Source organism: Flavobacterium panici (genome assembly GCF_903819335.1).
GTDB lineage: Bacteria > Bacteroidota > Bacteroidia > Flavobacteriales > Flavobacteriaceae > Flavobacterium > Flavobacterium panici.
Window position 1 is genome coordinate 75,789 of sequence record NZ_CAIJDE010000063.1, and the last position, 23,458, is coordinate 99,246.

The following is a 23,458-nucleotide window of genomic DNA, read 5'->3' on the forward strand; positions in this document are numbered from 1 at the left end:
CAAACAAAAAACCAACAACCATGAAAAAGATTGCATTATTTTTATTACTGCTGAATTCAGCATTTCTTTTTGCTCAAAAAGAAGTCTCGGGCGTCGTTAAGGATAAAACCGGAACACCACTTCCTGGTGTTAATATTGTCGAAAAAGGAACTTCGAATGGTGTTTCTACTGATTTTGAAGGTGGTTATAAAATCAAAGTTAAAGAAGGCGCTACTCTTGTTTTTAGCTATGTAGGCTTTGGAACTGTCGAAAAATCAGCTTCGGGAGATAAAGTAGATGTAACTTTAGACGAAAGCGGCGGACAGGTTTTGAGCGATGTAGTCGTAACAGGTTCCAGAAGTACTAAAAGAACTGTTGTAAATTCTGCCGTTCCTATTGACGTTATTAATGTAAAAGACGTTACAACCCAAAGTGGAAAAATTGAAATCAATCAGTTACTGCAATACGTTGCTCCATCTTTTAATGCCAATAAACAATCTGGATCTGATGGTGCTGACCACGTCGATCCGGCTTCTTTAAGAGGTATGGGACCAGACCAGACTTTGGTTTTAATTAACGGAAAAAGAAGACACCAATCGTCTTTAATCAATTTATTTGGAACAAGAGGACGTGGAAATACAGGAACTGACTTAAATGCAATTCCGGCTGCTTCTATTAAAAGAATTGAAATTTTGCGTGACGGTGCTTCTGCCCAATACGGTTCTGATGCCATTGCCGGAGTTATCAATATTATTACAAATGATAATGTAAACGAACTTACAGGATCTGTAACTTATGGTGTTTTTAATACGCATGCAAAAGGTGATTTCCTTCCGGGAACTCCAAACACAAAAGGATACCGATTAGATAAAGACGGAAACGGAAATTCATACGGAAAAGATCAGGATTTTGACGGAGGTTCTGTTAGAGTTGCTGCTAATTATGGTGTTGCATTAGGAACTAAAGGCGGATATGCAAACTTTACAGGAGAGTTTATAAATAAAAATAAAACTTTAAGACCTGCTTATGATTTTAGAAAAGGTTTTGGTGATGCCGAAATGCAAGGGGTAAATTTGTTTGCCAATTTTGCTGTTCCAATTGCTGACAAAACGGAGTTTTATGCTTTTGGAGGAAGTAATTTTAGAGATACAGATGCGTATGCTTTTACCAGAAATGATGGAGAAAGAGTTGTAGAGTCTGTTTATCCGGGTGGTTATACGCCTAGAATTACATCAAAAATTAATGATAATTCAATCGCGGCAGGAATTAAGACTGAATCTGGCGGGGGATGGAAATTTGATTTGAGTAATACTTTCGGAAAAAATAAATTCCAGTATGACATTAAAGGAACTATAAATGCTTCTCTTGAAGAAAAATCTCCACACGAGTTTGACGCGGGAGGACATAGTTTGCTTCAAAACACAACCAATTTTGATATTTCTAAAAACTACGATAGTGTTCTTAGCGGTTTCAACATCGCTTTTGGAACTGAATTTAGAGTAGAGAAATTTGAAATTTTTGCTGGAGAAGAAGGTTCTTATACAACTTATGATACTAATGGAGTGCCAATTACAGATCCAACAACTCAAAGCGCCCCAATTGATCCTATTTCAGGGAATCCTAGACCGGGAAGTTCTCAAGGTTTTCCCGGTTACAGCCCTGCAAATGAAGTTAACGAAAGCCGCACCAACTTCTCTCTGTATGCTGATGGAGAGTTAGACGTAACTAAAGCTTTTATGGTAAACGCAGCGGTCCGTTTTGAAAATTACAGCGATTTTGGAAGTACTGTAAACGGAAAATTAGCCTCTAGATTAAAACTTGGTGATCACTTTAACTTAAGAGGTTCTGTGAGTACAGGTTTCCGTGCGCCTTCTTTAGCTCAAATTTATTATAACTTACGTTTTACAAACTTTAATGCAAGCGGAGCAACGGAGGTTTTACTGGCACCAAATGACAGCGAAATTACAAGAGCTTTTGGTATTGGTAAATTAAATGAAGAAAAAGCTGTAAATGCTTCTTTAGGTTTCACAGCTTCTTTTGGAGATTTTACTGCAACGGTTGATGGTTATTATATTAAAGTAAAAGATCGTATTGTGCTTACCGGATATTTTGACGCAAGTGCTTTAAATCTTGGAGTTTCTGAAGCGCAGTTTTTTGCTAACGGAGTTGATACAAGTACACACGGTCTGGATTTAGTTTTATCATGGAAAAAAACGTATGATTTTGGAACTTTTGGAGCAACATTAGTTGGAAACATCAACGATATGAAAATTGACAAAGTGAAAAATGGCGATTTAGATGAAGCTACTTTCTTCGGAAAACGCGAGAAAGCATTCTTATTAGCTTCTGCACCAGACAATAAGTTTGGTTTAAACTTAAATTATTCAAAAAGTAAGTTTGATGTAGGTTTAGCTTTTACTCGTTTCAGCAAAGTGGTTTTGGTTGATTATGCTGATGAAGATGATGTTTACAACCCAAGATTAGTTACCGATTTAACTGTAGGTTATCAATTTACAAAAAGTTTAAAATTAACCCTTGGAAGCAACAACTTGTTTAATGTTTATCCAACAAAACAAGACGAACAAGGAAATACTGAAGCTGGTGGATATTGGGATGCTGTACAAATGGGTTTCAGCGGAGCTTATTACTATGCAAGACTTGGGTTTAATTTCTAAAAGAAAAAAGGGCTTCGACTTCGCTCAGCCTGACAATACTAAAAACAAAAAATCCTGAACAATAGTTCAGGATTTTTTTATACTAATAAAAATAAACTAATAACAGCTTACTCTTTACTCTTTACTCTCTCACAATTTATAATCCAAAGAAGCAATAATCGCTTTTTCTTCATCAGTTGCAACAAATCCTGAAATATCCCAGTAATTGGTCAATATTTTATTTCTTTTATTAAAAAGTGATTTCTCTTTAAACACATCACTTTCTTTATACGTAAAATTTTGTCTGTTGAAATTTGTCGTAATAAAACTATTGCGAACCTGAATTTTCTTTACCTGATCTTTCAAAATAAGATTATAAGCTATTTCTTCATTTGAGCTTAATAAATAATAATTCTCCCCGTCTACCCTATAATCAACATTAATAAATGATCTTGTAATATTTTTAGAATTCACATCGGCCTTTTCTTCAAGTTTATCAAGATTCTGCGGTGTAATATCGATTTTAAACTCAATAATCAGTTTCTTTTCAGGATCATAAATAATCTCAAAATTATCAATAGCTTCTTTCGCTTTATCCAGAGGCGTAATATACATTACATAATAATCCTTATTTTTAGCATGCCCTCGTATAATAAAATCATATTCTTTTTTCGCTTTTGGATCTAAAAGCGGATCAAAGTATTTAAAATCATTATAATTCTTCATTATATTATTCAAATCATAACCTCTTAAATCTGCACTTACATCTGTTTCCAGCAAGCCATAAGATCTGTTTTGTTCTACCAAAAGTGTTGTCGAAGGACTTCCTGAAAATTGAAAATTAACCAATCCGTCATTAAAATAAGAATATTTGTTATCCAGCATAAAAAACTCCCTTACGTAGACTTTTAATCTGTAAGATGATGCCAGTTTTTTTGATGAATTATCTACAAGTTTTTGAAGTACTTTTTGCGGAGATTGCTTAGAAAGAACAATTTCATCTAGTTTGTTGTTATTACTTTTTAGATAAACAATAAATTTTTGATCTCCGTTTAAAGATGTCCAGCGTACCGTCAGAGTTTCATAATTGGTTTCTGAAACCTGTACGTTAGAACCGCCGGTAAGCATAAAAGTTACTTTACCTTCTTTATTGCTGGATAATATTTGTTTTGTTTTTAGAATAACAACTGTGGCATTTTCAATAGGAAGCTGTGTTTCTATATCTTTTACTACAATAGAATATTGTTCTTCCTGAGAAAAAACTGTCAAACTAAATAAAACAAAAAATAAAAGTATGATTTTCCTCATATGCTTATTAAATTTTCACCTAAAGTATTAAATTTTTATTAAAAAAATAAGCGCTAAAATATAAAATATTATAAACCAACGCAATAACTTTTTAACATTCCGAATAAAGCAAAAAAAATCCCGAGTTTGAGCTCGGGATTTTATTATTTGATAAAGTTTTTTATGTATCCGTAAATAAACAAAAAAGCTAGTAAGCAAAGTATTAATTCATTAAAATCAATCCAATAATAAAAAAGGCTGTAAATCTTGTTTTCGTATTCGTCTTCTTTATTTTCTAAAATCGTTACTTTTTCATTTAGCTCAAAATTAGTCACCAGTCTCAATTCTCCCTGGTCATATCTAATTGTGTCATTATCTTTATAGTATTCTACTTCAGGAATATTTCTATTAATTAATACTGGCCCTCCTCTTCCGGCCGTATGTGAAGATGTTATATTGCGAATACCAATTATTTTACCTTCGTAAAAATTGTAGTTATCAAGATTTTCTACTTTAAGAAATATAAATCCGCTATAAACTATAAATAAAGAGAACGTTATTGAATTATTTATTATATACTGACGGAGTTTACTCGCCATGTAAAAACGCTTGTCTGTTCAACAAGGTTTCTTCATCTTCTACATGATTATCATCTGGCACACAACAGTCAACTGGACAAACAGCAGCACATTGAGGTTCGTCATGAAAACCTTTACATTCTGTACATTTTCCGGGAACGATATAATAAATCTCATCAGAAATTGGAGTTTGTGCATCATCAGCATCAACCTCAGTTCCGTCAGGTAAAATAACAGTTCCTTTTAAACTTGTTCCGTCTTTATATCTCCAATCATCTGCTCCTTCATATATTGCTGTATTTGGGCATTCTGGTTCGCAAGCCCCACAGTTTATGCATTCGTCAGTTATAATAATTGCCATCTTTTTATTTTTCTTAAAGTTAAAAGTCTAAAGTCTTAAAGTAAAATAAAGTACATCAAAGACATTTCTCCCTTTTGACTTTAAGACTTTTGACTTTCGACTTAATTATGCTTATTTTTGTGCAAAATTACAATCAAAACAATTCATAAACAAACATTATGACATTAGAAACAAAAAAAAGTGTTTTTGTTGAATTAGGAAAATTTCTAAGTCAGTTTTCAGAAGAACATTCTGTACAAAAATCTGACGTTTTATATAACGATATCTTTTTTGATGATTTCGAAAAACTAATCCATTTATCACAATCTCATAATGGCTGGTACACGCCTGAACAAGTATATTTTGCAATAAAATCATGGGCAGATGCTTTAACAGAAGAAAATATCAGTAAATGGATTTCTAAATATTCTTCCGACTTTGCTCAAAATGACAAAAAAGAAAAAACAGTTGCTTTAATCTTAGCAGGAAATATTCCACTTGTTGGTTTTCATGATTTTCTTTCTGCTTTAATTACCGGAAACAAAGCATTAGTAAAAACATCCTCAAACGATCAGCATTTACTGCCATTTTTAGCTAAGTATTTAATTGCTGTTGATGAAAGCTTAAAAGATAAAATCACTTTCGTGGATGGAAAACTGGAAAATTTTGATACTGTAATTGCCACTGGAAGTAATAACACGGCTCGTTATTTTGAATATTATTTTAAAGATAAACCTTCCATTATTCGAAAAAACAGAAATTCGGCTGCTGTTTTAAACGGAAAAGAAACACACGAGCAATTAGAAGCTCTTGGCGAGGATATTTTTAGATATTTTGGTTTAGGATGCCGAAATGTATCTAAACTTTTTGTTCCGAAAGGCTATTCATTTGATGCTTTTTTTCAGGCTATTTTTAAATATCAGGACGTTATTCATTATGAAAAATACGCTAATAATTACGATTATAACAAAGCTGTTTTCTTAATGAGTAATTTCAAATTATTAGATAACGGATTTTTGACTTTAAAAGAAGATTCGAGCTATGCCTCGCCTATTTCGAGCGTTTTCTATGAATATTATGAAAATCTCGAAGATTTAAAATCGCGTCTGGAAACCGATGCAGAGCAAATTCAATGCATTGTAAGCAGCGATTTAACAGAAAATAGTGTTGCATTTGGTCAAACCCAAAATCCTCAATTGTGGGATTATGCAGATAACGTTGATACTATAACGTTTTTGTTAACAACAAAGTAAAAAAATGTTTAATTATTTCGAATTATTTATCGCTTTTTCAGCTCCTATTGCCGAAATTTGCGTTTTTAAAATTTCGACTATTAACAACAACCATGAAAAAACACAACTACAGCGCAGGACCAAGTATTTTACCTCAGGAAGTTTTTGAGAAGGCATCAAAAGCAATTTTAAATTTTAATGATTCAGGATTATCAATTCTTGAAATCTCGCACCGAAGCAAAGATTTTGTTGCTGTTATGGATGAAGCTCGTTCGCTGGCTTTAGAATTATTAGGACTTGAAGGAAAAGGATATCAGGCTTTGTTTTTACAAGGTGGTGCAAGTACTGCATTCTTGATGGCTCCTTATAACTTATTGAAAGAAAACGGAAAAGCAGCTTATTTAGATTCAGGAACGTGGGCAACTGCGGCTATTAAAGAAGCAAAACTTTTTGGAGAAACTATTGTTGTAGCTTCTTCAAAAGATGATAATTATACACATATTCCAAAAGGTTACGAAATACCAGCCGATGCTGATTATTTTCACTGTACAAGTAACAATACCATCTTTGGAACTCAAATGCAGGAATTCCCGTCGACAAACATTCCAGTTGTTTGCGATATGAGTTCAGATATTTTTTCTCGTCAATTAGACTACTCTAAGTTTGATTTAATTTATGCCGGAGCTCAAAAAAATATGGGCCCTGCAGGAACTACTCTTGTTGTAGTTAAAGAAGAAATTTTAGGTAAAAACGGAAGAACAATTCCTAGTATGTTAGATTATGCAAAACATATCAAAGCAGAAAGTATGTACAATACGCCGCCTGTTTTTTCTGTATATGTTTCATTATTGACTTTACAATGGATTAAAGAAAAAGGCGGAATCGCTGCTGTTGAAAAATTAAACAACGCAAAAGCAGATTTACTTTATGCTGAAATCGACAGAAACCCATTATTTAAAGGTGCTGCTGCGGTAGAAGATCGTTCTAAAATGAATGTTACTTTCTTATTAAACAACCCGGATCATACAGAAACTTTTGATGCTTTATGGAAAGCTGCAAATATTTCTGGATTGCCAGGACACCGTTCTGTAGGTGGCTACAGAGCTTCTATTTACAACGCTATGCCTATCGAAAGTGTTCAGGTATTAGTTGATGTAATGAAAGCTTTAGAGTCTAAAGTTTAGTTCTCAGTCTCAATTTACAATACCAAAAAGAAAAACCCAATATACTTGGTTCATCGAATACAATTAAACGATGAACCAAATAAACAAAATATCACACAATGAAAGTATTAGCAAATGACGGAATTTCTAAAAGTGGAATTCTAGCCTTAGAAAAAGGCGGATTTGAAGTTATAACTACAAAAGTAGCTCAGGAACAAGTAGCTAACTTTATCAATGAAAATAATGTAGACGTAATTTTAGTGCGCAGTGCCACTAAAGTTCGTAAAGATATTATCGACGCTTGTCCTGGTATCAAAATTATCGGTCGCGGTGGTGTTGGTATGGATAATATCGATGTTGATTATGCTAAAAGCAAAGGAATTCATGTAATTAATACTCCGGCTTCATCTTCAGAATCTGTTGCTGAATTGGTATTTGGACACTTATTTTCTGGTGTTCGTTTCTTGCATGATTCAAATAGAAATATGCCTCTTGAAGGAGATTCAAACTTTGACGGTTTGAAAAAAGCATACGCAAACGGAGTTGAATTAAGAGGAAAAACTTTAGGAATTGTTGGTATTGGTCGTATAGGACAAGCTACTGCAAAAATGGCTCTTGGTTTAGGAATGAAAGTTATCGCTGCAGATAGTTTTATTCCTCAGGTAGATGTAAAAGTGGAGTTTTTCGACGGACAGTCTATTACAACTACAATTGTTTCTCAATCTTTAGAATCTTTATTTAAAGAGTCAGATTTCATTACATTACACGTTCCTGCTCAAGATGGTTACATCATTGGTCAAAAAGAATTTGAACTTTTGAAAGACGGAGTTGGAATCGTAAACTGTGCTCGTGGAGGTGTTATTGATGAAGTAGCTTTAGTAAAAGCTTTAGACTCAGGAAAAGTTGCTTTTGCAGGTTTAGACGTTTTTGAAAGCGAACCAAAACCAGAAATGACAATCTTAATGCACCCTAAAATTTCATTGACGCCGCACATTGGAGCTGCAACTGGAGAAGCACAAGACAGAATTGGTACAGAATTAGCTTCACAAATTATTACTTTGTTAAGCTAGTAATTAAAAAATAAACTATCTTTAAAGGGATTTACTGCTTATTTGTAGTAAATCCCTTTCTTTTTTATTAATTTTGGCGTGTAATTTAAACTCTAAATATTATGTTTGAACAATTAACCCAATTAATACAACAATACGGAGGCGATGCTGTTGTAAACAACAATGCTGTCCCAAATGAGCATAACGAAGCCGTAATAAACGAAACAAGCAATTCTATTTTTGAAGGCTTAAAAAAGATTGCTTCAGAAGGCGGAGGCGAACAATTAGCCGGTTTATTTAATGGAAACTCTCCTATCGATAATTCAAATCCTGTCGTACAGCAAATCTCGCAGCAATTGTCTGGAAGTTTGGGAGAAAAATTTGGTTTAAGCAGTGCAGATTCTTCTGGTGTAGCTTCAAACTTAATTCCGCAGATTTTAGGTTCATTAGTAAATAAAGCAAAAGATCCAAATGACAGCAGTTTTCAGATTTCTGACATCATCAATTCGATTTCAGGAAACAGCGGACAAGCATCTGGAATTATGGATACCATTTCAAAATACGGAACTCAATTTGGCCTTGACCAAAACAACGACGGAAAACTTGACGTTGCCGATGTACTTGTAGTTACCAAGAGCAAAGGTGGTATCGCCGGGTTTATTGGGAAATTGTTTGGAAGCAAATAGTAAGGTACAAAGGTTCAAAGTAACAAAGGTCCAAAGGCCTTAAGAAAAATTCTAAAAACTGATTACAAATTTGTAATCAGTTTTTACTTTTATAAGTAAGAAGTTAAACCTTTGTTACTTTGAACCTTTGCCTCTGTGAACCTTAAAAAAAATTCGTAACTTTAGGGTTATGAAAAAGTGTATTTCCATATTAATTATAGCACTAACAATAATTGCTTGTTCTACAACTTCAAAGAATATTGCAAGTGCAGACACTACTGCTTCAAACAAAAAAATAAGTGATACCGTTAGAATTGCAAACGATTCTCTGGAATATGAAGTAATCATTATCGATAATGGTTTTAGCACCTGGCTGGCGTCAAGAGCTTATCCTAGAAATTACCATTCATTAGCCTATCTTGAAAACAAAAATAACTTGTACGTAACCGAATGGAACAGCAGAGTTTTACAGCCGCAGCGTTATAGCCCTGACTTATATGAAATGTCGATTAATTACCGTCCTGACATTCATTACGGATATGAAGTAAACTATCTAATTTACAATTACATGATTTATTTTCAAAATACTTACAAACAAAAACTTTGGGGGTATGTTCCTTCAAGATAATTACTATATTTGTAATCATTACAAATAGCAATGAATAAATTAAAAGAACGCTGGGGAATCACCTCAAATTTACAAGCCATTATAATACTTATCGTTTTTGCCATCACAGGATCGGCTTCTGCTTGGCTGTCTAAACCATTTTGCGTTTGGCTGGGAATCACCAAAGAAGATTTTGGAGGTTGGTTTACCTTAATTCGACTCCTTATAATTTTCCCAATTTATCAGGTTCTGTTAGTCGCAATAGGAACCGTGTTTGGGCAGTTTAAATTCTTTTGGAACTTCGAAAAGAAAATGCTCAAAAACATGGGATTAGGATTTTTATTCAAAAACTAAATTTATTCTCTTACTCTCTCGCTCGAAAAGAAATAAGTATAAATCCAGGTCAGTGTAAAAGAAGGAATGATATCCGTAAACGGAATTACTTCTTCAATAAAAGTTAAAACACTGGCAACTTTTCCAACCCTGCCTTTATACATTCTGGTCATAATTATAGCCGCGATTGGCGCCCAAATTACATCTGAAAATTCGCCAAGAAGCGGAATCGAAAAAGAAATCATACCAATTCCGTCCAAAATTAAACCAATAATTAATTTTGACATTCTATTGTCATCTACAACTTTTAGGTCTTGCATTTTAAGTTTGATTTGAGTTTGTTCCGAAATTAAAAATAATTCATCAAATTCATTTTATTTGAATATTAAATTTAATTTCAAAATTTCCATATCAAGAAACGAGCCGATTTTTAAATTTTAGATTTTAGAATGCAGATTTTAGATTTTTTGGAATTTGGAATTTAAGATATTGGAATTTGATTCTAACCATAATCTTCGTTTCTTTGTAAAAACAGTTTCACTAAATGATACACGCAAAAAACATACATAAATTCTACGACAAACTTGAAGTTTTAAAAGGAGTTGATTTACATATTAAGAAAGGCGAAATTGTTTCGATTGTTGGAGCTTCTGGTGCCGGAAAAACAACTTTACTTCAAATTCTGGGAACTTTAGACACACCCGAAAGAAACTCAGAATCATCTTTAACTATTAATGGTGAAAATATTTTGAAACTGCAGGATATTGAAAATGATAATTCAAAAGAAGAAAAAACATTTAAAATAGTAACCTGGTCAGGCTCAATTTATATTATATTACTAGCAGTTTTTTTATTGTTTTTTAGGACTAAAATATTAGATGAAACATTACGATCAGCAACAATTAGTGTCTTGTGTTTACCAATACTTTTAATGTTCATTTACTACAACAGGTATTTTAAAAAGAAAAGCAAGCAAGACAAAATACTATCTGAATTTAGAAATTTAAATCTAGGATTTATTTTCCAGTTTCACCAATTATTACCAGAATTCACAGCTTTAGAAAACGTTTGTATTCCCGCTTTTATGGCGAATAAATCGAAAGCGCAAACCGAAAAAGAAGCTAAAAAAATCTTAGAATATTTAGGTTTATCACACAGAATTCATCACAAACCAAACGAGCTTTCGGGCGGAGAACAGCAGCGTGTTGCCGTTGCAAGAGCTTTAATCAACAAACCCGACGTTATTTTTGCCGATGAACCATCTGGAAATCTTGACACGCATTCTGCCGAAAACTTACATCAATTGTTTTTCCAGCTTCGTGACGAATTCGGACAGACTTTTGTAATTGTAACCCACAACGAAGAATTAGCCAATATGGCCGACAGAAAATTAGTTATGGTCGACGGTCAGATTAGTAATTAATATTTAGGAGCTATTTCCTGCTGTCCACTATATTCCCGATAAACAAAAACTACGGCTAAAAAGCCTTGTTTTTCTAAATCGGGAGATGCCGCTCCCATCAGGGCTAGGACACTCAAATAAACAAGAACATTTCATTTCAAATGAATCAAAAAGAACTCAAAGAATTTCTCGACGAGAAAGTCATTCAATATAACAATCAGGATTTTATCGAAAGTGATCCTGTACAGATTCCACATTTATTTTCCCAAAAAGAAGATATCGAAATTGCAGGATTCTTAAGCGCATCAATCGCTTGGGGAAATCGAAAAATGATTATCAAAAATTCACACAAAATGATGGAATTAATGGGCAATACGCCTTACGATTTCGTTATGTCACACTCTGAAGATAATTTAGCTGATTTAGAAAACTTCGTTCACCGAACTTTCAACGGAAAAGATTTCGGCGGATTCATTAAAGGTTTACAACACATTTACAAAAACCACAACGGACTAGAAGCTGTTTTTGCCAAAAATCAGGAAAAAGACAGTCTGCAGAAAAGCATAAGCGAGTTCAAAAAGATATTTTTCGAAATCGATCATTTAGCACGAACTCAAAAACATATTTCAGATCCGCTGAATAATTCTGCTGCAAAACGCATCAACATGTATTTACGCTGGATGGTTCGTCAAGACACAAAAGGCGTCGATTTAGGAATCTGGAAAACAATTTCAGCTTCTGCATTATCTTGTCCACTTGATGTACATTCCGGAAATGTTGCCCGCAAACTAGGAATTCTTTCGCGAAAGCAAAATGATGCAAAAGCTTTACTGGAATTAGATACACAACTTCGTAAAATGGACGCTGCAGATCCTGTAAAATACGATTTTGCTTTGTTTGGTTTAGGCGTTTTTGAAGGTTTTTAAGCTTTAAAGTTATACATTTTATTTAAGGTTTCGTGCTGTCAGGCTGAGCGAAGTCGAAGCCCTCATTCCAATTGGAACGCTCTTCGACTTCGCTCAGAGTGACAAACAAAGCAACAAAACGTTATCTAAAATTACAAAATCAACAAAAAACCATCATTTTAACGTACATTTGCACAAAATTTAATGCAAATGAGCACTTTCGAAAAATTCAATCTCCCAAAATCATTACAAAAAGCTGTTGACGAATTAGGCTTTGTTACGCCTACTCCTATTCAGGAAAAATCTTTCTCTGTAATCATGTCTGGACGTGATATGATGGGAATTGCGCAAACCGGAACCGGTAAAACATTTGCCTATTTACTGCCTCTTTTAAAGCTTTATAAGTTTACCAATACCAATACACCAAAAATTGTTGTACTTGTTCCAACTCGTGAATTAGTTGTTCAGGTTGTTGAAGAAGTGGAGAAATTAACCGCATATATGTCGGTTAAAACACTTGGTATTTATGGAGGAGTAAACATCAATACACAAAAAAAAGCCGTTTACGAAGGTGTCGATATTTTAGTTGGAACTCCGGGTCGTACAATGGATTTAGCGCTTGACGCTGTTGTTCGTTTTGATGAAACTCAAAAATTAGTAATTGACGAATTTGACGAAATGCTGAATCTTGGTTTCAGACCACAGCTGACTTCACTTTTAGCGATGATGAAAACCAAACGTCAAAATATATTGTTCTCTGCAACCATGACAGATGAAGTTGATGATATATTAAATGATTATTTTGATTTTCCGGAAGAAGTTACCCTTGCAGCATCGGGAACACCCCTTGAAAAAATCACTCAGGTTATATACAATGTTCCAAACTTCAATACAAAAGTAAATCTGCTGAAACATTTATTGCAAAACGACGAAAGCATGGATCGTGTTTTGGTTTTCGTAAACAATAAAAAGATTTCGGATATGCTGCACACACGCATTGAAGAAGATTTTGAAGGTCAGTTTGGTGTAATTCACTCGAATAAATCTCAAAATTATCGTTTGAGTACAATGGCAGAATTTCAGGAAGGAAATCTTCGCGGTTTAATCACAACTGATATTATGGCGAGAGGTTTGGATATTTCTAATATCTCACACGTAATCAACTTCGAACTTCCGGAAGAACCAGAATTATACATGCACAGAATTGGTCGTACAGGACGTGCAGACGCAACGGGAACGGCGATTAGTTTTGTAACTCCAAGAGAAGAGGAATTTAAAATTGAAGTCGAAGTTTTAATGAACCAGGAACTTGATATCACTGATTTTCCTGAAGAAGTGGAAGTTTCAACAAAATTAATCGAGCCTGAAAAAGACAAACAGCCTATTAAGTTTTTAATGAAAAAAGTAAAACTCGAAGGAGACGGAGCTTTTCATGAAAAATCTAAAAAGAATAAAAAAGTCAATTTAGGAGGTCCTTCAAAAACAAAAAAGAAAACCCACGGTTCTGTCAATCGAAATATGTTGAAAACGAGAGATAAGAAGAGGAAAGACAACAATAAATAAAATTCCAATAAAAAAATTCCAAATACCAATTTTATAAGTTGGAATTTGGAATTTTTTTATTGAAATTTTCTAAGTTTATATTTTCGTAAAAACCAGCCCTACAGGCGAACACAATTGAATTCGTTTTCCTGTATCTGTAATTTTTCCTGTTGCGATATCTCTTTTAAAAATAACAATGTCATTAGTATATTGATGACCTACCAAAAGGTAATTTCCTGTTGGGTCAATAGAAAAATCTCTTGGGCCTTTTCCTAAAGTGCTTTGCTGTTCTACTAATTCAATACTTCCGTTTTTAAGGATTTTATATACTGAAATTGCATTAGCATCTACACGATCAGAAACATATAAAAAGTTTCCGTCAGGTGAGATTTTTATGGCTGCTGCGCCAGTTCCGCCTTTAAAACCTTTTGGTAAAATGCTGGTTTCGGCAATTACTTTTAAACTTCCGGCTTTATCGTAGCTAAAAGTTGTCAGCGTACCATCTAATTCCTGAACTAAATAAACAAATTTTCCGTCTTTACTAAAAGTTAAATGTCTTGGACCGCTTCCTGGTTTAACGTCAACACTTCCTTTTAAAGTCAGGATTTCGTTTTTAGACGCAGGATTATATTTGTAAATAAACACTTTATCTAAACCTAAATCATTAGAAAGCACAAACTTTTTATCTGGAGAAAAAACCACCATATGCACATGCGCTTTTTCCTGACGCGCCGCGTTTGGTCCTTTTCCTTCGTGCTGAATCAATTGCTGTACTTCAGAAATACTTCCATCTGTATTCTTTTTATAAACTACTATATTTCCGCCTGAATAATTGGCAACAATTACATTTTTATCATCATTTATCAAGTGGCAAGGATCTGCTCCCAACGCATCATTTTTATTCAAAAAATTAATTTTTCCAGATGCAGAATCATATCCAAATGCACTTACCGTACTTTGCGTTCCGTTTTCGTTTACCGCATAAATAAATTTATTATCTGCCGAAACCGATAAATAACTCGGACTCACTACATTTTCTGAAGAGCTTTTAAGTTTAAACTCGCCCGTATTTGCATCAAATTCATAAACATAAATTCCGTTACTCTGGCATGTATTCGTATAAGTTCCAACCAAAAGGTTAAATTTATTTTGAGCTTTTGCAGTGGTTAATGCGAAAGCTGAAAATAATATTAGAGATATTTTTTTCATAGTTTGTTTTTTTGAATACGCTAAAATACGCAATAATATCTTTTAGATCATTACAAATAAAACCAGAAAAGTTACATTTTTCAAAAAGGTTTTTCACCATATAAGTTATATAAGTTCATTTAATAAAAGCGTATTACCTCCTGCTTATAATCTCTTATATAACTTATATGGTTTAACTAAATATTGCCTATCTGGTTTAATTAAAAATTTGTATTTTTGACCAGCATCTTCGTGAAAAATAAAAGTAGCGAAGTAAATCGAAGCCAGAATGCACTTTAAACATCCCGAAATTCTATACTTTCTTTTTTTATTGATTGTTCCAATTTTGGTTCACTTATTTCAATTACGAAGATTTAAAACTTCTTATTTTACCAATGTTCGTTTCCTAAAAGAACTGGCAGTTCAGACTCGTAAAAGCTCAAAAATCAAAAAAAGATTATTGCTTGCCACTCGTCTTTTGTTGCTTACGTGCGCTATCATTGCATTTGCTCAACCTTTTTTTGAAGCAAAAGACAGCAAAAATGCTTCAAACGAAATGTATATTATTTTAGACAATTCGTTTAGTATGCAGGCAAAAGGCAAAAAAGGAGAATTGCTAAAACGTGCCGTTCAGGAATTGCTGGAAAACACGCCCGAAACGGCTCAATTTTCATTGTTGACAAACACAGAAAATTATTGGAACACCGATATAAAATCATCAAAAACTGCTTTACAGAATCTAAAATACAGTGCAACGCCATTTGAACTTTCGTCAATTATGGCAAAAGTAAAAGCACATAAATCGGCACATAAAAAAGATATTGTCATTATTTCTGATGCTGTAGGTTTAACTGAAAATGATATTAAAAACATTGATTCTGAAGAAAAACCCTATTTCATAATTCCAGAAGCGGAACAAAAAAATAACGTTTCAATTGACAGCGTTTACATCAATCAGACTTTAGAGAATTTCTACGAAATAAGTGTCAACTTATCAGGCTACGGAGAAGATTTTAAACCTATTTCGACCGCTTTATACAATCAAAATAAACTGATTGCCAAAACAATTATCAATTTTGATGCGAAGAAAAAGAAAATCAACTTCACGATTCCAAAAGAAGCTTTTCATGGCTATGTTTCTATTGAAGACAATGGTTTAACTTATGATAATAAATTGTTTTTCAGTATTTCTAAAAACAGAAAAACAAACGTAATTAGTATTGGTGAACCTGAAAAGAGTAATTTCTTATCGAGGATTTATACTTCTGCTGAATTTAATTATAATAATTACTCTATCAGTTCCTTGGATTATAATAGTTTAGAAAAACAAAATACGATAATCCTAAACGAATTAGTTGAAATTCCACAGGCATTACAAACCACATTAAAAGCATTTGTTTCTAAAGGCGGAAATTTAGTTGTGATTCCTTCTGAAAAAAGTTCGATTTCAAATTTAAACTCCTTTTTAGGAAATTTTGGAAAAGTTCAGTTTAATACGCTTAAAACAGAAAGTAAACTCATTACCAAAATTAATTTTGATCATCCTTTATTTTCAGGAGTTTTCGAGAATAAAATAACGAATTTCCAATATCCAAAAACAAGCAGTGCATTTGATATTTCAAGTCCATATCCGGCGGTTTTATCTTATGAAGATCAAAGTACGTTTGTAACGGCAATTCAAAATCCAACGGCTGGAATCACGGTATTTTCGGCACCAATAAATGCTACAAATTCAAATTTTCAGCAATCGCCTTTAATTGTTCCGTTGTTTTATAAAATGGCGCAGAACAATCAAAAAACGGGTGTAAATGCTTTAACTATTGGAAATAATCAACCTTATTTTGTTGATGTTTTATTGACAAAAGATGCTATTCTGGAAGTAAAAGGAACAGAAGATTCATTTATTCCAATTCAGCAGATTTTGAATAATAAAGTCAAACTAACGTTTAATGATTTCCCGGAAACAGCTGGAAATTACAGCATTTTTGACAAAAAAGAATGGGTTGAAAATTTGAGTTTCAATTACAAAAGAACCGAAAGCGATTTGAGTCAGGTAAACACAAATGTTGTTTCTGATTTTAAAACCGCCGATACGATTTCGACCATTTTTAACACCTTACAAACTGAGCGAACTGACAGCCAAATTTGGAAATGGTTTGTTATCTTTGCACTGTTGTTTTTAGCATTAGAAATGGCGATTATTAAATTTGTAAAATAAAAATAAACACATAGAAACATAGTTTTTAAAACTCTAAAAAGGTGTTTCACTAATTAAAATTCACATAGCTATGTGCAAATAATGTGTCATTTATTTTACCTCAGATAAAAAAGAAAAAATCTATGTTTCTATGTGTTTAAAAAAATTAAGCCTTCAATTAAAATAAATATATCTACATATGAAAATAATCATCAAAAGCGCCAAAATTATCGACTCAAAAAGTCCGTTTCATAACCAGACCGTTGATCTTTTAATTGCAGATGGTTTAATTGAAAAAATAGGAGTTTCTCTTCCAAATGATGATGCAGAAGTAGTAAGATTCGACGATCTTCATGTTTCTCAGGGATGGTTTGACAGCAGCGTTTCTCTTGGAGAACCTGGCTATGAAGACAGAGAAACTATTGCAAACGGATTAAATGTTGCAGCAAAAAGCGGCTTTACAGCAATTGCTTTACAGCCGAACTCCTTCCCGATTATAGACAATCAATCTCAGGTTAATTTTGTAAAAAATAAAGCAAATGGTTTTGCTACAGAAATTTTTCCAATTGGCGCTTTAACAAAAGCCAGCGAAGGAAAAGATATGGCAGAACTTTATGACATGAAAAAAGCCGGAGCAATTGCTTTTGGAGATTATAACAGAAGTATCGATAATGCTAATTTGCTTAAAATTGCATTGCAATATGTACAGGATTTTGATGGTTTGGTAATTACTTATTCGCAAGATCCAAACCTAAAAGGAAACGGCGTTGCCAATGAAGGAATCGTTTCGACAAGATTAGGTTTGAAAGGAATTCCAAATCTAGCCGAAGAACTTCAAATTTCAAGAAACTTATTTTTACTGGAATATACAGGCGGAAAACTTCATATTCCGACGATTTCTACAGCAAAATCGGTTCAATTAATTAGAGAAGCTAAAGCAAAAGGGTTAAACGTAACGACAAGTGTTTCTGTACATCATTTGGTTTTAACCGATGAGAAACTAGACGATTTTGACACGCGTTTTAAAGTGACTCCGCCATTACGAACTGAAGTTGACAGACAGGCTTTACTAAACGGAATTGCGGATGGAACTATCGATACCATTACATCAGACCATAATCCGATTGATATTGAATTCAAGAAAATGGAATTTGATACAGCGAAACATGGAACAATTGGATTAGAAAGTGCTTTTGGAGCTTTATTAACTGTTTTACCGTTAGAAACTGTGGTTGCAAAACTTACTTCAGGAAGAACTGTTTTTGGTCTTGAAAACAACACAATCGAAGAAGGCGCAAAAGCAAACTTTACTTTCTTTACTCCGGAAGGAAAATCAACTTTTACGAAAGAAAATATTCTTTCAAAATCTAAAAATTCTGCTTTTTTAGGAACTGAACTTAAAGGTTCTGTGTACGGAATTTTAAATCAAAATCAACTTGTTACAAAATAATACAATGAACAATACAATCGAAGAAGGAAAATCAATTGCCATTACCAGTTACATTTTAATTATTGGCGTTTTGATAGCAATGTCTATGAATTCTGAAAATAAAAATAGTTTTGCGTCTTTTCATATTCGTCAGGCTTTAGGTTTATCGCTGACATTTATTTCTTTTGGGGCTATAATCAGTAATTTCGACAGTTTTTTCATTACTTTTCCAATGTGGATTTGCATTTCAATTCTTTGGACATATGGAATTTTCACTGCTATTCAAGGCCAAATGAAACCGATTCCTTTAGTTGGAAATGTATTTCAAAAATGGTTTAAATCTATAGGGTAATTTAAATTCCAAATTTTTGAATCCCAAATTCCAAGAACTTTGTCAAAGTTTGAAACTTTGACAAAGTTGAAAACTGAGACTGAGACTGAAACCTAGAACTAACAATTCACAATTAAAAAAATGAATCTATCTTTAGAATATAAAATACAAGAACCAAAAGTAATTTTAGATAAAAATCCGTTATTGCTTTTATTACACGGATATGGCAGCAACGAAGCTGATTTGTTTTCTTTTGCTTCTGAACTTCCTGATAATTATTACATTATTTCGGCCAGAGCGCCTTATAATTTGCAATATGGCGCTTATGCTTGGTACGCCATCAATTTTGATGCAGATCAAAATAAATTTTCTGATAACGAACAAGCTAAAACTTCGAGAGACGTAATTGCTTCTTTTATTGATGAATTAGTTGCTAATTATCCAATAGATGCCAATAACGTAACTTTAATTGGATTTAGTCAGGGATCTATTTTGAGTTATTCTGCTGCGCTTTCGTATCCTGAAAAAATTCAGAGAGTTGTGGCAATGAGTGGTTATTTTAATGAAGAAATTATTAAAGAAGGTTTTGAGAAAAATGACTTTAAAAACCTAAAAATATTCGCTTCACACGGAACTGTAGATCAGGTTATTCCAATTGAATGGGCGAGAAAAACTCCTGCAATTTTAGAAAAATTAAATATTCCGGTTACTTATAAAGAATATCCTGTTGGTCATGGTGTAGCTCCACAGAATTTCTTTGATTTTAAGAATTGGCTGGCTTTGTAAGTTTACAGTGTTCAGTCGCAGTTTTCAGTCTTCGTCTGTCAATTGCAATCTGAAAACTTTGACAAAGTTCTAAGCTGTAAACTGCGACTGAAAACTGTAAACTTTATTCTCCTGTATAAATAATCTTCCCAGCTTTTTTTAAAACATATCCTTTCCAGGGAATCAATTGATAGTCGTCTTTATTCCATGAATCACCTTCAGATTTTCTTTCTAAAATAATGGATTCTTTTTGAGTGTCGAGAAAAAGTTCGGCTTTGTTTCCATCAAAAATTACGTAGGCAGCGGTTGTATACGTTTTACCTGTTTCTTCTGTATGTGATAGTTTTGTTCCTTCAAAAATTCGGATACATTCTTTTTTAAGCGTTGACCAAGTGTATCCTGCAGAACCTTTACATCCGTGTGCATCAGAGTCTCCTCCCACTAGTTTCTTTTCCTGCGGTTCTTTAACGGTTGTATTTTCCTGAGAAACTTTTTTTGCACAAGAAAATGTCGCAACTGCGATAATCGTAAACAAAAACATCTTTTTCATAAATCCTGTATTTTAATGTTGGGTCAAAAAAAATAGGATTATAAAATCCTATTTTTGATATAACCAAGTTTGATTTACTTCAAAGGTAATATTATCATTGTTATCAACAAAGTATTTTAACAAGACTTCTCCCCATAATTCTCCATTACTGTAATCTGCAATGATCCAGCGGTGGTTTAAAATTTTTACTTTATTGATGATAAATTTATTTGGACCAATTTGATCTTGTCCTGTGTATGGGTTTCCTTTTGGATTTGCATTAAAATCTAAAAGTTTTTCGGTTACAACCGGGATTAGTTTTTCAAATAAAATTACTTTTCCGCCAGAAGCACTGTTATCAAAATAATTTTGTGCATTTTCATTGTGTTCTAAAGAAAAATAATCTGCATCGGCTAATTTAGCTGACACTAAATTGATACTGTCTCTTAGCTTTTTAGTTGTTTTCTCATATCTTTCTTCACCAAATTGTACTTCTCGGCTATAAAACATATAAGTAAAAACATTCATTAATATCGCAAGGATAAAAAGGTAAAGCATTAAGGATTTTTTCATTTTGTGGTATAATTAAATTGTAATTTCTAAATTATCATAGGCCAGATAAACGTTTTCAGGAAGTTGTTTCTGTACTTCTTCGTGAAAACCTAAAACGTGGCTAATGTGTGTTAAATAAGCTTTTTCAGGTTTTACCAAATTGATAAAATCAAGCGCTTCCTGTAAGTTAAAATGAGTATCGTGAGGTTCAACACGCAAAGCATTTACAACCAAAACTTTTAAACCTTTAAGTTTATCAACTTCAGTTTGTTCGATTGTTTTGACATCGGTTAGGTAAGCAAAATCATCAATTCTATATCCAAAAACTTGTAAATCACCGTGCATGGCGTTTATTGGAATTGCAATTTTATCTCCAGCTGCAAAAGGTTCGTTGTTTTTGACTTCAATAGTTTTTACGCTTGGAGCGCCCGGATATTTATTTACGGTTTCAAAAACATAATCAAAACGGCGTCTTAAATTATCAAGCACGCGTTTATGTGCATAAATAGGAATTTCGCCTTGTCTGAAATTATACGGACGAATATCATCTAAACCGGCAGTATGATCTGCGTGTTCATGTGTAAATAAAATGGCGTCGAGTTTACGACATCCGCAAGAAAGCATTTGCTGTCTGAAATCAGGGCCGCAATCGATTACAAATGAGTGCTCGTCCCACGTAATCCAGATGGATACGCGGAGCCTTTTATCCTTAGCATCAGTGCTTTTACAAACGGGATGATCGATTCCGATAATCGGAATACCTTGAGAAGTACCAGTACCTAAAAAATAGACCTTCAATTGAACTTAATTTTTTTACAAAAATAGGATTATTTCTCTTTCATTAGAACCCTAATTTACTAACTTTGTAACAAATCTATTTAAAATAAAATGGGTACAGAAATAAAACTCAAAGGTGACAAGGTCATCGAACAGATTCCTTCTATAAAAGACAAAGCTTTACGCATTAATTTAAACGAGAATATTTACGGAACATTTGCTGAAATTGGCGCTGGACAAGAAACAGTTAGACATTTTTTCAGATCCGGAGGTTCTTCTGGAACGATTGCAAAAGCGATGTCGGCTTATGACAAAGATTTTAGTGATGCTGTTTACGGGATTGAAAGTGACGGAAGATACGTTACCGAAAACAGACTTAAAAAAATGCTTACGTTTGAAGGAGAATTGATCGAAGAACGTTTGAGCAGAGAAAAACACCCAAATAAACTTTTCTTCAGCTACGCTAATACAGTAGCAACAATAGATTTTGCCAAACAGTTTAAAGGACACGGCTGGGTTGGAATTAGATACCAGATTGAACCAGACGAGGCATATAACGAAATTATTCTTCATATTCGTTTTAAAGAAACTGATGCCAGATTACAACAAGAAACACTCGGGATTTTAGGTGTAAATTTAATTTACGGTGCTTTCTATAAATATAATGACCCAAAACGTTTACTGCGCTATTTATACGATCACTTAGATAAAGATCAATTAGAGATCGATACGATCAATTTTTCGGGACCTCGTTTTGCTGATGTTGACAATCGTTTAATGAGTTTACAGCTGGTTAAAAACGGAATGACGGATGCCGTAATGTTTAATCCGGAAGGAAAAAATGTTTTACCGGCGGCTGTTTTATACAAAAAAAATCTTCTTGCTTTTAGAGGAAGTTTCCGTCCGGTTACAAACGTGAATCTTGATATGTATGAGAAATCATTAAAAATGTTTCTTGGAGAAAATAAAGTAGATAAGGACAATACATTAGTGGTTTTTGAAATTACACTTTCGAATTTACGTTCGGATGGTGAGATTGATGAGCGTGATTTTATGGACAGAGCCGAATTACTTTGTTCGTTAGGTCAAACTGTTATGATTTCGAATTTCCAGGAATATTACAAAGTTGTGGAGTATTTTTCTAATTATACCAAAGCCCGCATGGGATTAGCAATGGGTGTAAACAATCTTGTTGATATTTTTGATGAGAAATACTATCGCCATTTAAGTGGTGGTATTCTGGAGGCTTTCGGAAAATTATTCTACCGTGATATGAAAGTATTCTTATATCCAATGTTAGGGGATAATGGCGAAGTTATTACTTCTGACAACCTGAAAGTTCATCCTAGAATGAAAGAATTATACAAGTTCTTTAAATTCAACGGTAAAGTTGTTGATATTAAAGATTACAACCCAAACATACTAAATGTGTTCTCTCGCGAAGTATTAAAAATGATTGGACAAGGGAAAACCGGCTGGGAACCAATGCTTCCGTCTGGTGTTGCCGAAATTATAAAAGAACATCATCTTTTTGGATATCATCCGCAGAAAGAACTAGAACAAAAAGCTTAATATAAAAAGTCCCTTAATTTGGGACTTTTTTATTGTTTCAAATTTTCTTTGTTTCAAGTTTCAGGTTATCTTGGAGTGTAATTTTAACGCAAAGTTCGCTAAGGTTTTACGCAAAGTACACTAAGTTTTTTTTTATATAGATGGCATTTACAATGCATAAAGTTCGCAAAGCTTTGTGGTGATTAAGTTTCGTAAACTTTGCGTTTAATTTTAACGCAAAGCACGCTAAGGTTTTTTATATAGATGGCATTTACAATGCATAAAGTTCGCAAAGCTTTGTGTCGATTAAGCTTTGCGAACTTTACTTTTTTTTATAAAAAACTTACATATAAAACCTTAGCGTATTTTGCGTAAAACCTTAGCGTGCTTTGCGTTAAAATCA

Annotated in this window: 22 protein-coding genes and 2 pseudogenes; 16 read left to right on the forward strand and 8 right to left on the reverse strand. The window is 33.3% G+C overall.

The features are described from left to right. Positions 1-20 precede the first annotated feature (20 nt). Complete coding sequence (locus tag FLAPXU55_RS21770) at positions 21-2,654, forward strand: TonB-dependent receptor (RefSeq protein ID WP_180861320.1); 2,634 nt, start codon at positions 21-23, stop codon at positions 2,652-2,654. Positions 2,655-2,783: 129 nt separating this feature from the next. On the opposite strand, the gene FLAPXU55_RS21775 is transcribed toward FLAPXU55_RS21770, so the two are convergent. The 3 genes from FLAPXU55_RS21775 to FLAPXU55_RS21785 all read right to left on the reverse strand — a co-directional run bounded on the left by FLAPXU55_RS21775 (position 2,784) and on the right by FLAPXU55_RS21785 (position 4,859). After that, a complete protein-coding gene (locus FLAPXU55_RS21775) occupies positions 2,784-3,941 on the reverse strand; it encodes a peptidase associated/transthyretin-like domain-containing protein (RefSeq protein ID WP_180861322.1) in 1,158 nt (385 codons plus the stop codon). A gap of 143 nt (positions 3,942-4,084) precedes the next feature. Then, on the reverse strand, positions 4,085-4,519 hold the full coding sequence (locus tag FLAPXU55_RS21780) for a hypothetical protein (protein ID WP_180861324.1): 435 nt from the start codon (positions 4,517-4,519) through the stop codon (positions 4,085-4,087). Then, a complete protein-coding gene (locus FLAPXU55_RS21785) occupies positions 4,509-4,859 on the reverse strand; it encodes a 4Fe-4S dicluster domain-containing protein (RefSeq protein WP_053473686.1) in 351 nt (116 codons plus the stop codon). The genes FLAPXU55_RS21780 and FLAPXU55_RS21785 overlap by 11 nt, the downstream gene beginning before the upstream one ends. A 158-nt stretch (positions 4,860-5,017) precedes the next feature. Here FLAPXU55_RS21785 and FLAPXU55_RS21790 point away from each other — a divergent pair, with 158 nt between their 5' ends. The 6 genes from FLAPXU55_RS21790 (at position 5,018) to FLAPXU55_RS21815 (ending at position 9,908) form a co-directional block, all read left to right on the forward strand. Beyond that, entirely contained in the window at positions 5,018-6,091 is a 1,074-nt protein-coding gene (locus FLAPXU55_RS21790; protein WP_180861326.1) for an acyl-CoA reductase, read from the forward strand. 92 nt (positions 6,092-6,183) lie between these two features. Beyond that, a complete protein-coding gene (gene serC / locus FLAPXU55_RS21795; RefSeq protein ID WP_180861327.1) occupies positions 6,184-7,254 on the forward strand; it encodes a 3-phosphoserine/phosphohydroxythreonine transaminase in 1,071 nt (356 codons plus the stop codon). A gap of 98 nt (positions 7,255-7,352) precedes the next feature. Beyond that, entirely contained in the window at positions 7,353-8,303 is a 951-nt protein-coding gene (locus tag FLAPXU55_RS21800; protein ID WP_180861328.1) for a D-2-hydroxyacid dehydrogenase, read from the forward strand. A 101-nt stretch (positions 8,304-8,404) separates the two neighbouring features. Next, positions 8,405-8,968, forward strand: a complete 564-nt coding sequence (locus FLAPXU55_RS21805) for a DUF937 domain-containing protein (protein WP_180861329.1) — start codon at positions 8,405-8,407, stop codon at positions 8,966-8,968. Positions 8,969-9,137: 169 nt separating this feature from the next. Continuing rightward, positions 9,138-9,575: a DUF6146 family protein gene (locus FLAPXU55_RS21810; RefSeq protein ID WP_180861330.1), complete on the forward strand. Its 438-nt coding sequence runs from the start codon at positions 9,138-9,140 to the stop codon at positions 9,573-9,575. Between the two features lie 30 nt (positions 9,576-9,605). Next, on the forward strand, positions 9,606-9,908 hold the full coding sequence (locus tag FLAPXU55_RS21815) for a DUF6787 family protein (RefSeq protein ID WP_180861331.1): 303 nt from the start codon (positions 9,606-9,608) through the stop codon (positions 9,906-9,908). 2 nt (positions 9,909-9,910) lie between these two features. Here FLAPXU55_RS21815 and FLAPXU55_RS21820 read toward each other — a convergent pair whose 3' ends face one another. Further along, entirely contained in the window at positions 9,911-10,207 is a 297-nt protein-coding gene (locus FLAPXU55_RS21820; RefSeq protein ID WP_053473692.1) for a hypothetical protein, read from the reverse strand. 224 nt (positions 10,208-10,431) lie between these two features. Between FLAPXU55_RS21820 and FLAPXU55_RS24255 the strand changes: the two are divergent. The 4 genes and pseudogenes from FLAPXU55_RS24255 to FLAPXU55_RS21835 form a co-directional block, all read left to right on the forward strand. After that, positions 10,432-10,656 (forward strand): annotated as a pseudogene (locus FLAPXU55_RS24255) (ATP-binding cassette domain-containing protein); the annotation flags it as partial. A 204-nt stretch (positions 10,657-10,860) separates the two neighbouring features. Next, positions 10,861-11,310: pseudogene (locus FLAPXU55_RS24260) on the forward strand (ABC transporter ATP-binding protein); the annotation flags it as partial. A gap of 140 nt (positions 11,311-11,450) precedes the next feature. Further along, positions 11,451-12,215 carry a TIGR02757 family protein gene (locus FLAPXU55_RS21830; protein WP_180861335.1) on the forward strand — a complete coding sequence of 255 codons (765 nt, stop codon included), beginning with the start codon at positions 11,451-11,453 and terminating at the stop codon, positions 12,213-12,215. A gap of 189 nt (positions 12,216-12,404) precedes the next feature. Beyond that, positions 12,405-13,757, forward strand: a complete 1,353-nt coding sequence (locus tag FLAPXU55_RS21835) for a DEAD/DEAH box helicase (RefSeq protein WP_180861337.1) — start codon at positions 12,405-12,407, stop codon at positions 13,755-13,757. Positions 13,758-13,832: 75 nt separating this feature from the next. On the opposite strand, the gene FLAPXU55_RS21840 is transcribed toward FLAPXU55_RS21835, so the two are convergent. Next, entirely contained in the window at positions 13,833-14,945 is a 1,113-nt protein-coding gene (locus FLAPXU55_RS21840) for a lactonase family protein (protein ID WP_180861339.1), read from the reverse strand. Between the two features lie 268 nt (positions 14,946-15,213). Between FLAPXU55_RS21840 and FLAPXU55_RS21845 the strand changes: the two genes are divergently transcribed. The 4 genes from FLAPXU55_RS21845 to FLAPXU55_RS21860 all read left to right on the forward strand — a co-directional run bounded on the left by FLAPXU55_RS21845 (position 15,214) and on the right by FLAPXU55_RS21860 (position 19,667). After that, positions 15,214-17,142 (forward strand): vWA domain-containing protein, encoded by a 1,929-nt coding sequence (locus FLAPXU55_RS21845; protein ID WP_180861341.1) that lies wholly within the window; start codon positions 15,214-15,216, stop codon positions 17,140-17,142. A 178-nt stretch (positions 17,143-17,320) separates the two neighbouring features. After that, positions 17,321-18,571 (forward strand): dihydroorotase, encoded by a 1,251-nt coding sequence (locus tag FLAPXU55_RS21850; RefSeq protein ID WP_180861343.1) that lies wholly within the window; start codon positions 17,321-17,323, stop codon positions 18,569-18,571. Between the two features lie 4 nt (positions 18,572-18,575). Then, positions 18,576-18,902, forward strand: coding sequence for a hypothetical protein (locus FLAPXU55_RS21855; protein WP_053473771.1), 327 nt, complete (start codon positions 18,576-18,578; stop codon positions 18,900-18,902). A 120-nt stretch (positions 18,903-19,022) separates the two neighbouring features. Continuing rightward, positions 19,023-19,667 carry an alpha/beta hydrolase gene (locus tag FLAPXU55_RS21860; RefSeq protein WP_180861345.1) on the forward strand — a complete coding sequence of 215 codons (645 nt, stop codon included), beginning with the start codon at positions 19,023-19,025 and terminating at the stop codon, positions 19,665-19,667. Positions 19,668-19,770: 103 nt separating this feature from the next. On the opposite strand, the gene FLAPXU55_RS21865 is transcribed toward FLAPXU55_RS21860, so the two are convergent. From FLAPXU55_RS21865 to FLAPXU55_RS21875, 3 genes are read right to left on the reverse strand one after another with little or no spacing between them, the layout of a single operon-like run. Then, positions 19,771-20,196 carry a hypothetical protein gene (locus tag FLAPXU55_RS21865; RefSeq protein WP_235992135.1) on the reverse strand — a complete coding sequence of 142 codons (426 nt, stop codon included), beginning with the start codon at positions 20,194-20,196 and terminating at the stop codon, positions 19,771-19,773. A gap of 48 nt (positions 20,197-20,244) precedes the next feature. Further along, the gene (locus tag FLAPXU55_RS21870) at positions 20,245-20,748 is read right to left on the reverse strand and encodes a hypothetical protein (protein ID WP_053473699.1); all 504 of its coding nucleotides are present in this window, start codon (positions 20,746-20,748) and stop codon (positions 20,245-20,247) included. A 12-nt stretch (positions 20,749-20,760) separates the two neighbouring features. Next, entirely contained in the window at positions 20,761-21,525 is a 765-nt protein-coding gene (locus FLAPXU55_RS21875; protein ID WP_180861347.1) for an MBL fold metallo-hydrolase, read from the reverse strand. A 90-nt stretch (positions 21,526-21,615) separates the two neighbouring features. On the opposite strand from FLAPXU55_RS21875, the gene FLAPXU55_RS21880 reads away from it, so the two are divergent. Then, complete coding sequence (locus tag FLAPXU55_RS21880) at positions 21,616-23,076, forward strand: nicotinate-nucleotide adenylyltransferase (protein ID WP_053473701.1); 1,461 nt, start codon at positions 21,616-21,618, stop codon at positions 23,074-23,076. Positions 23,077-23,458 lie beyond the last annotated feature (382 nt).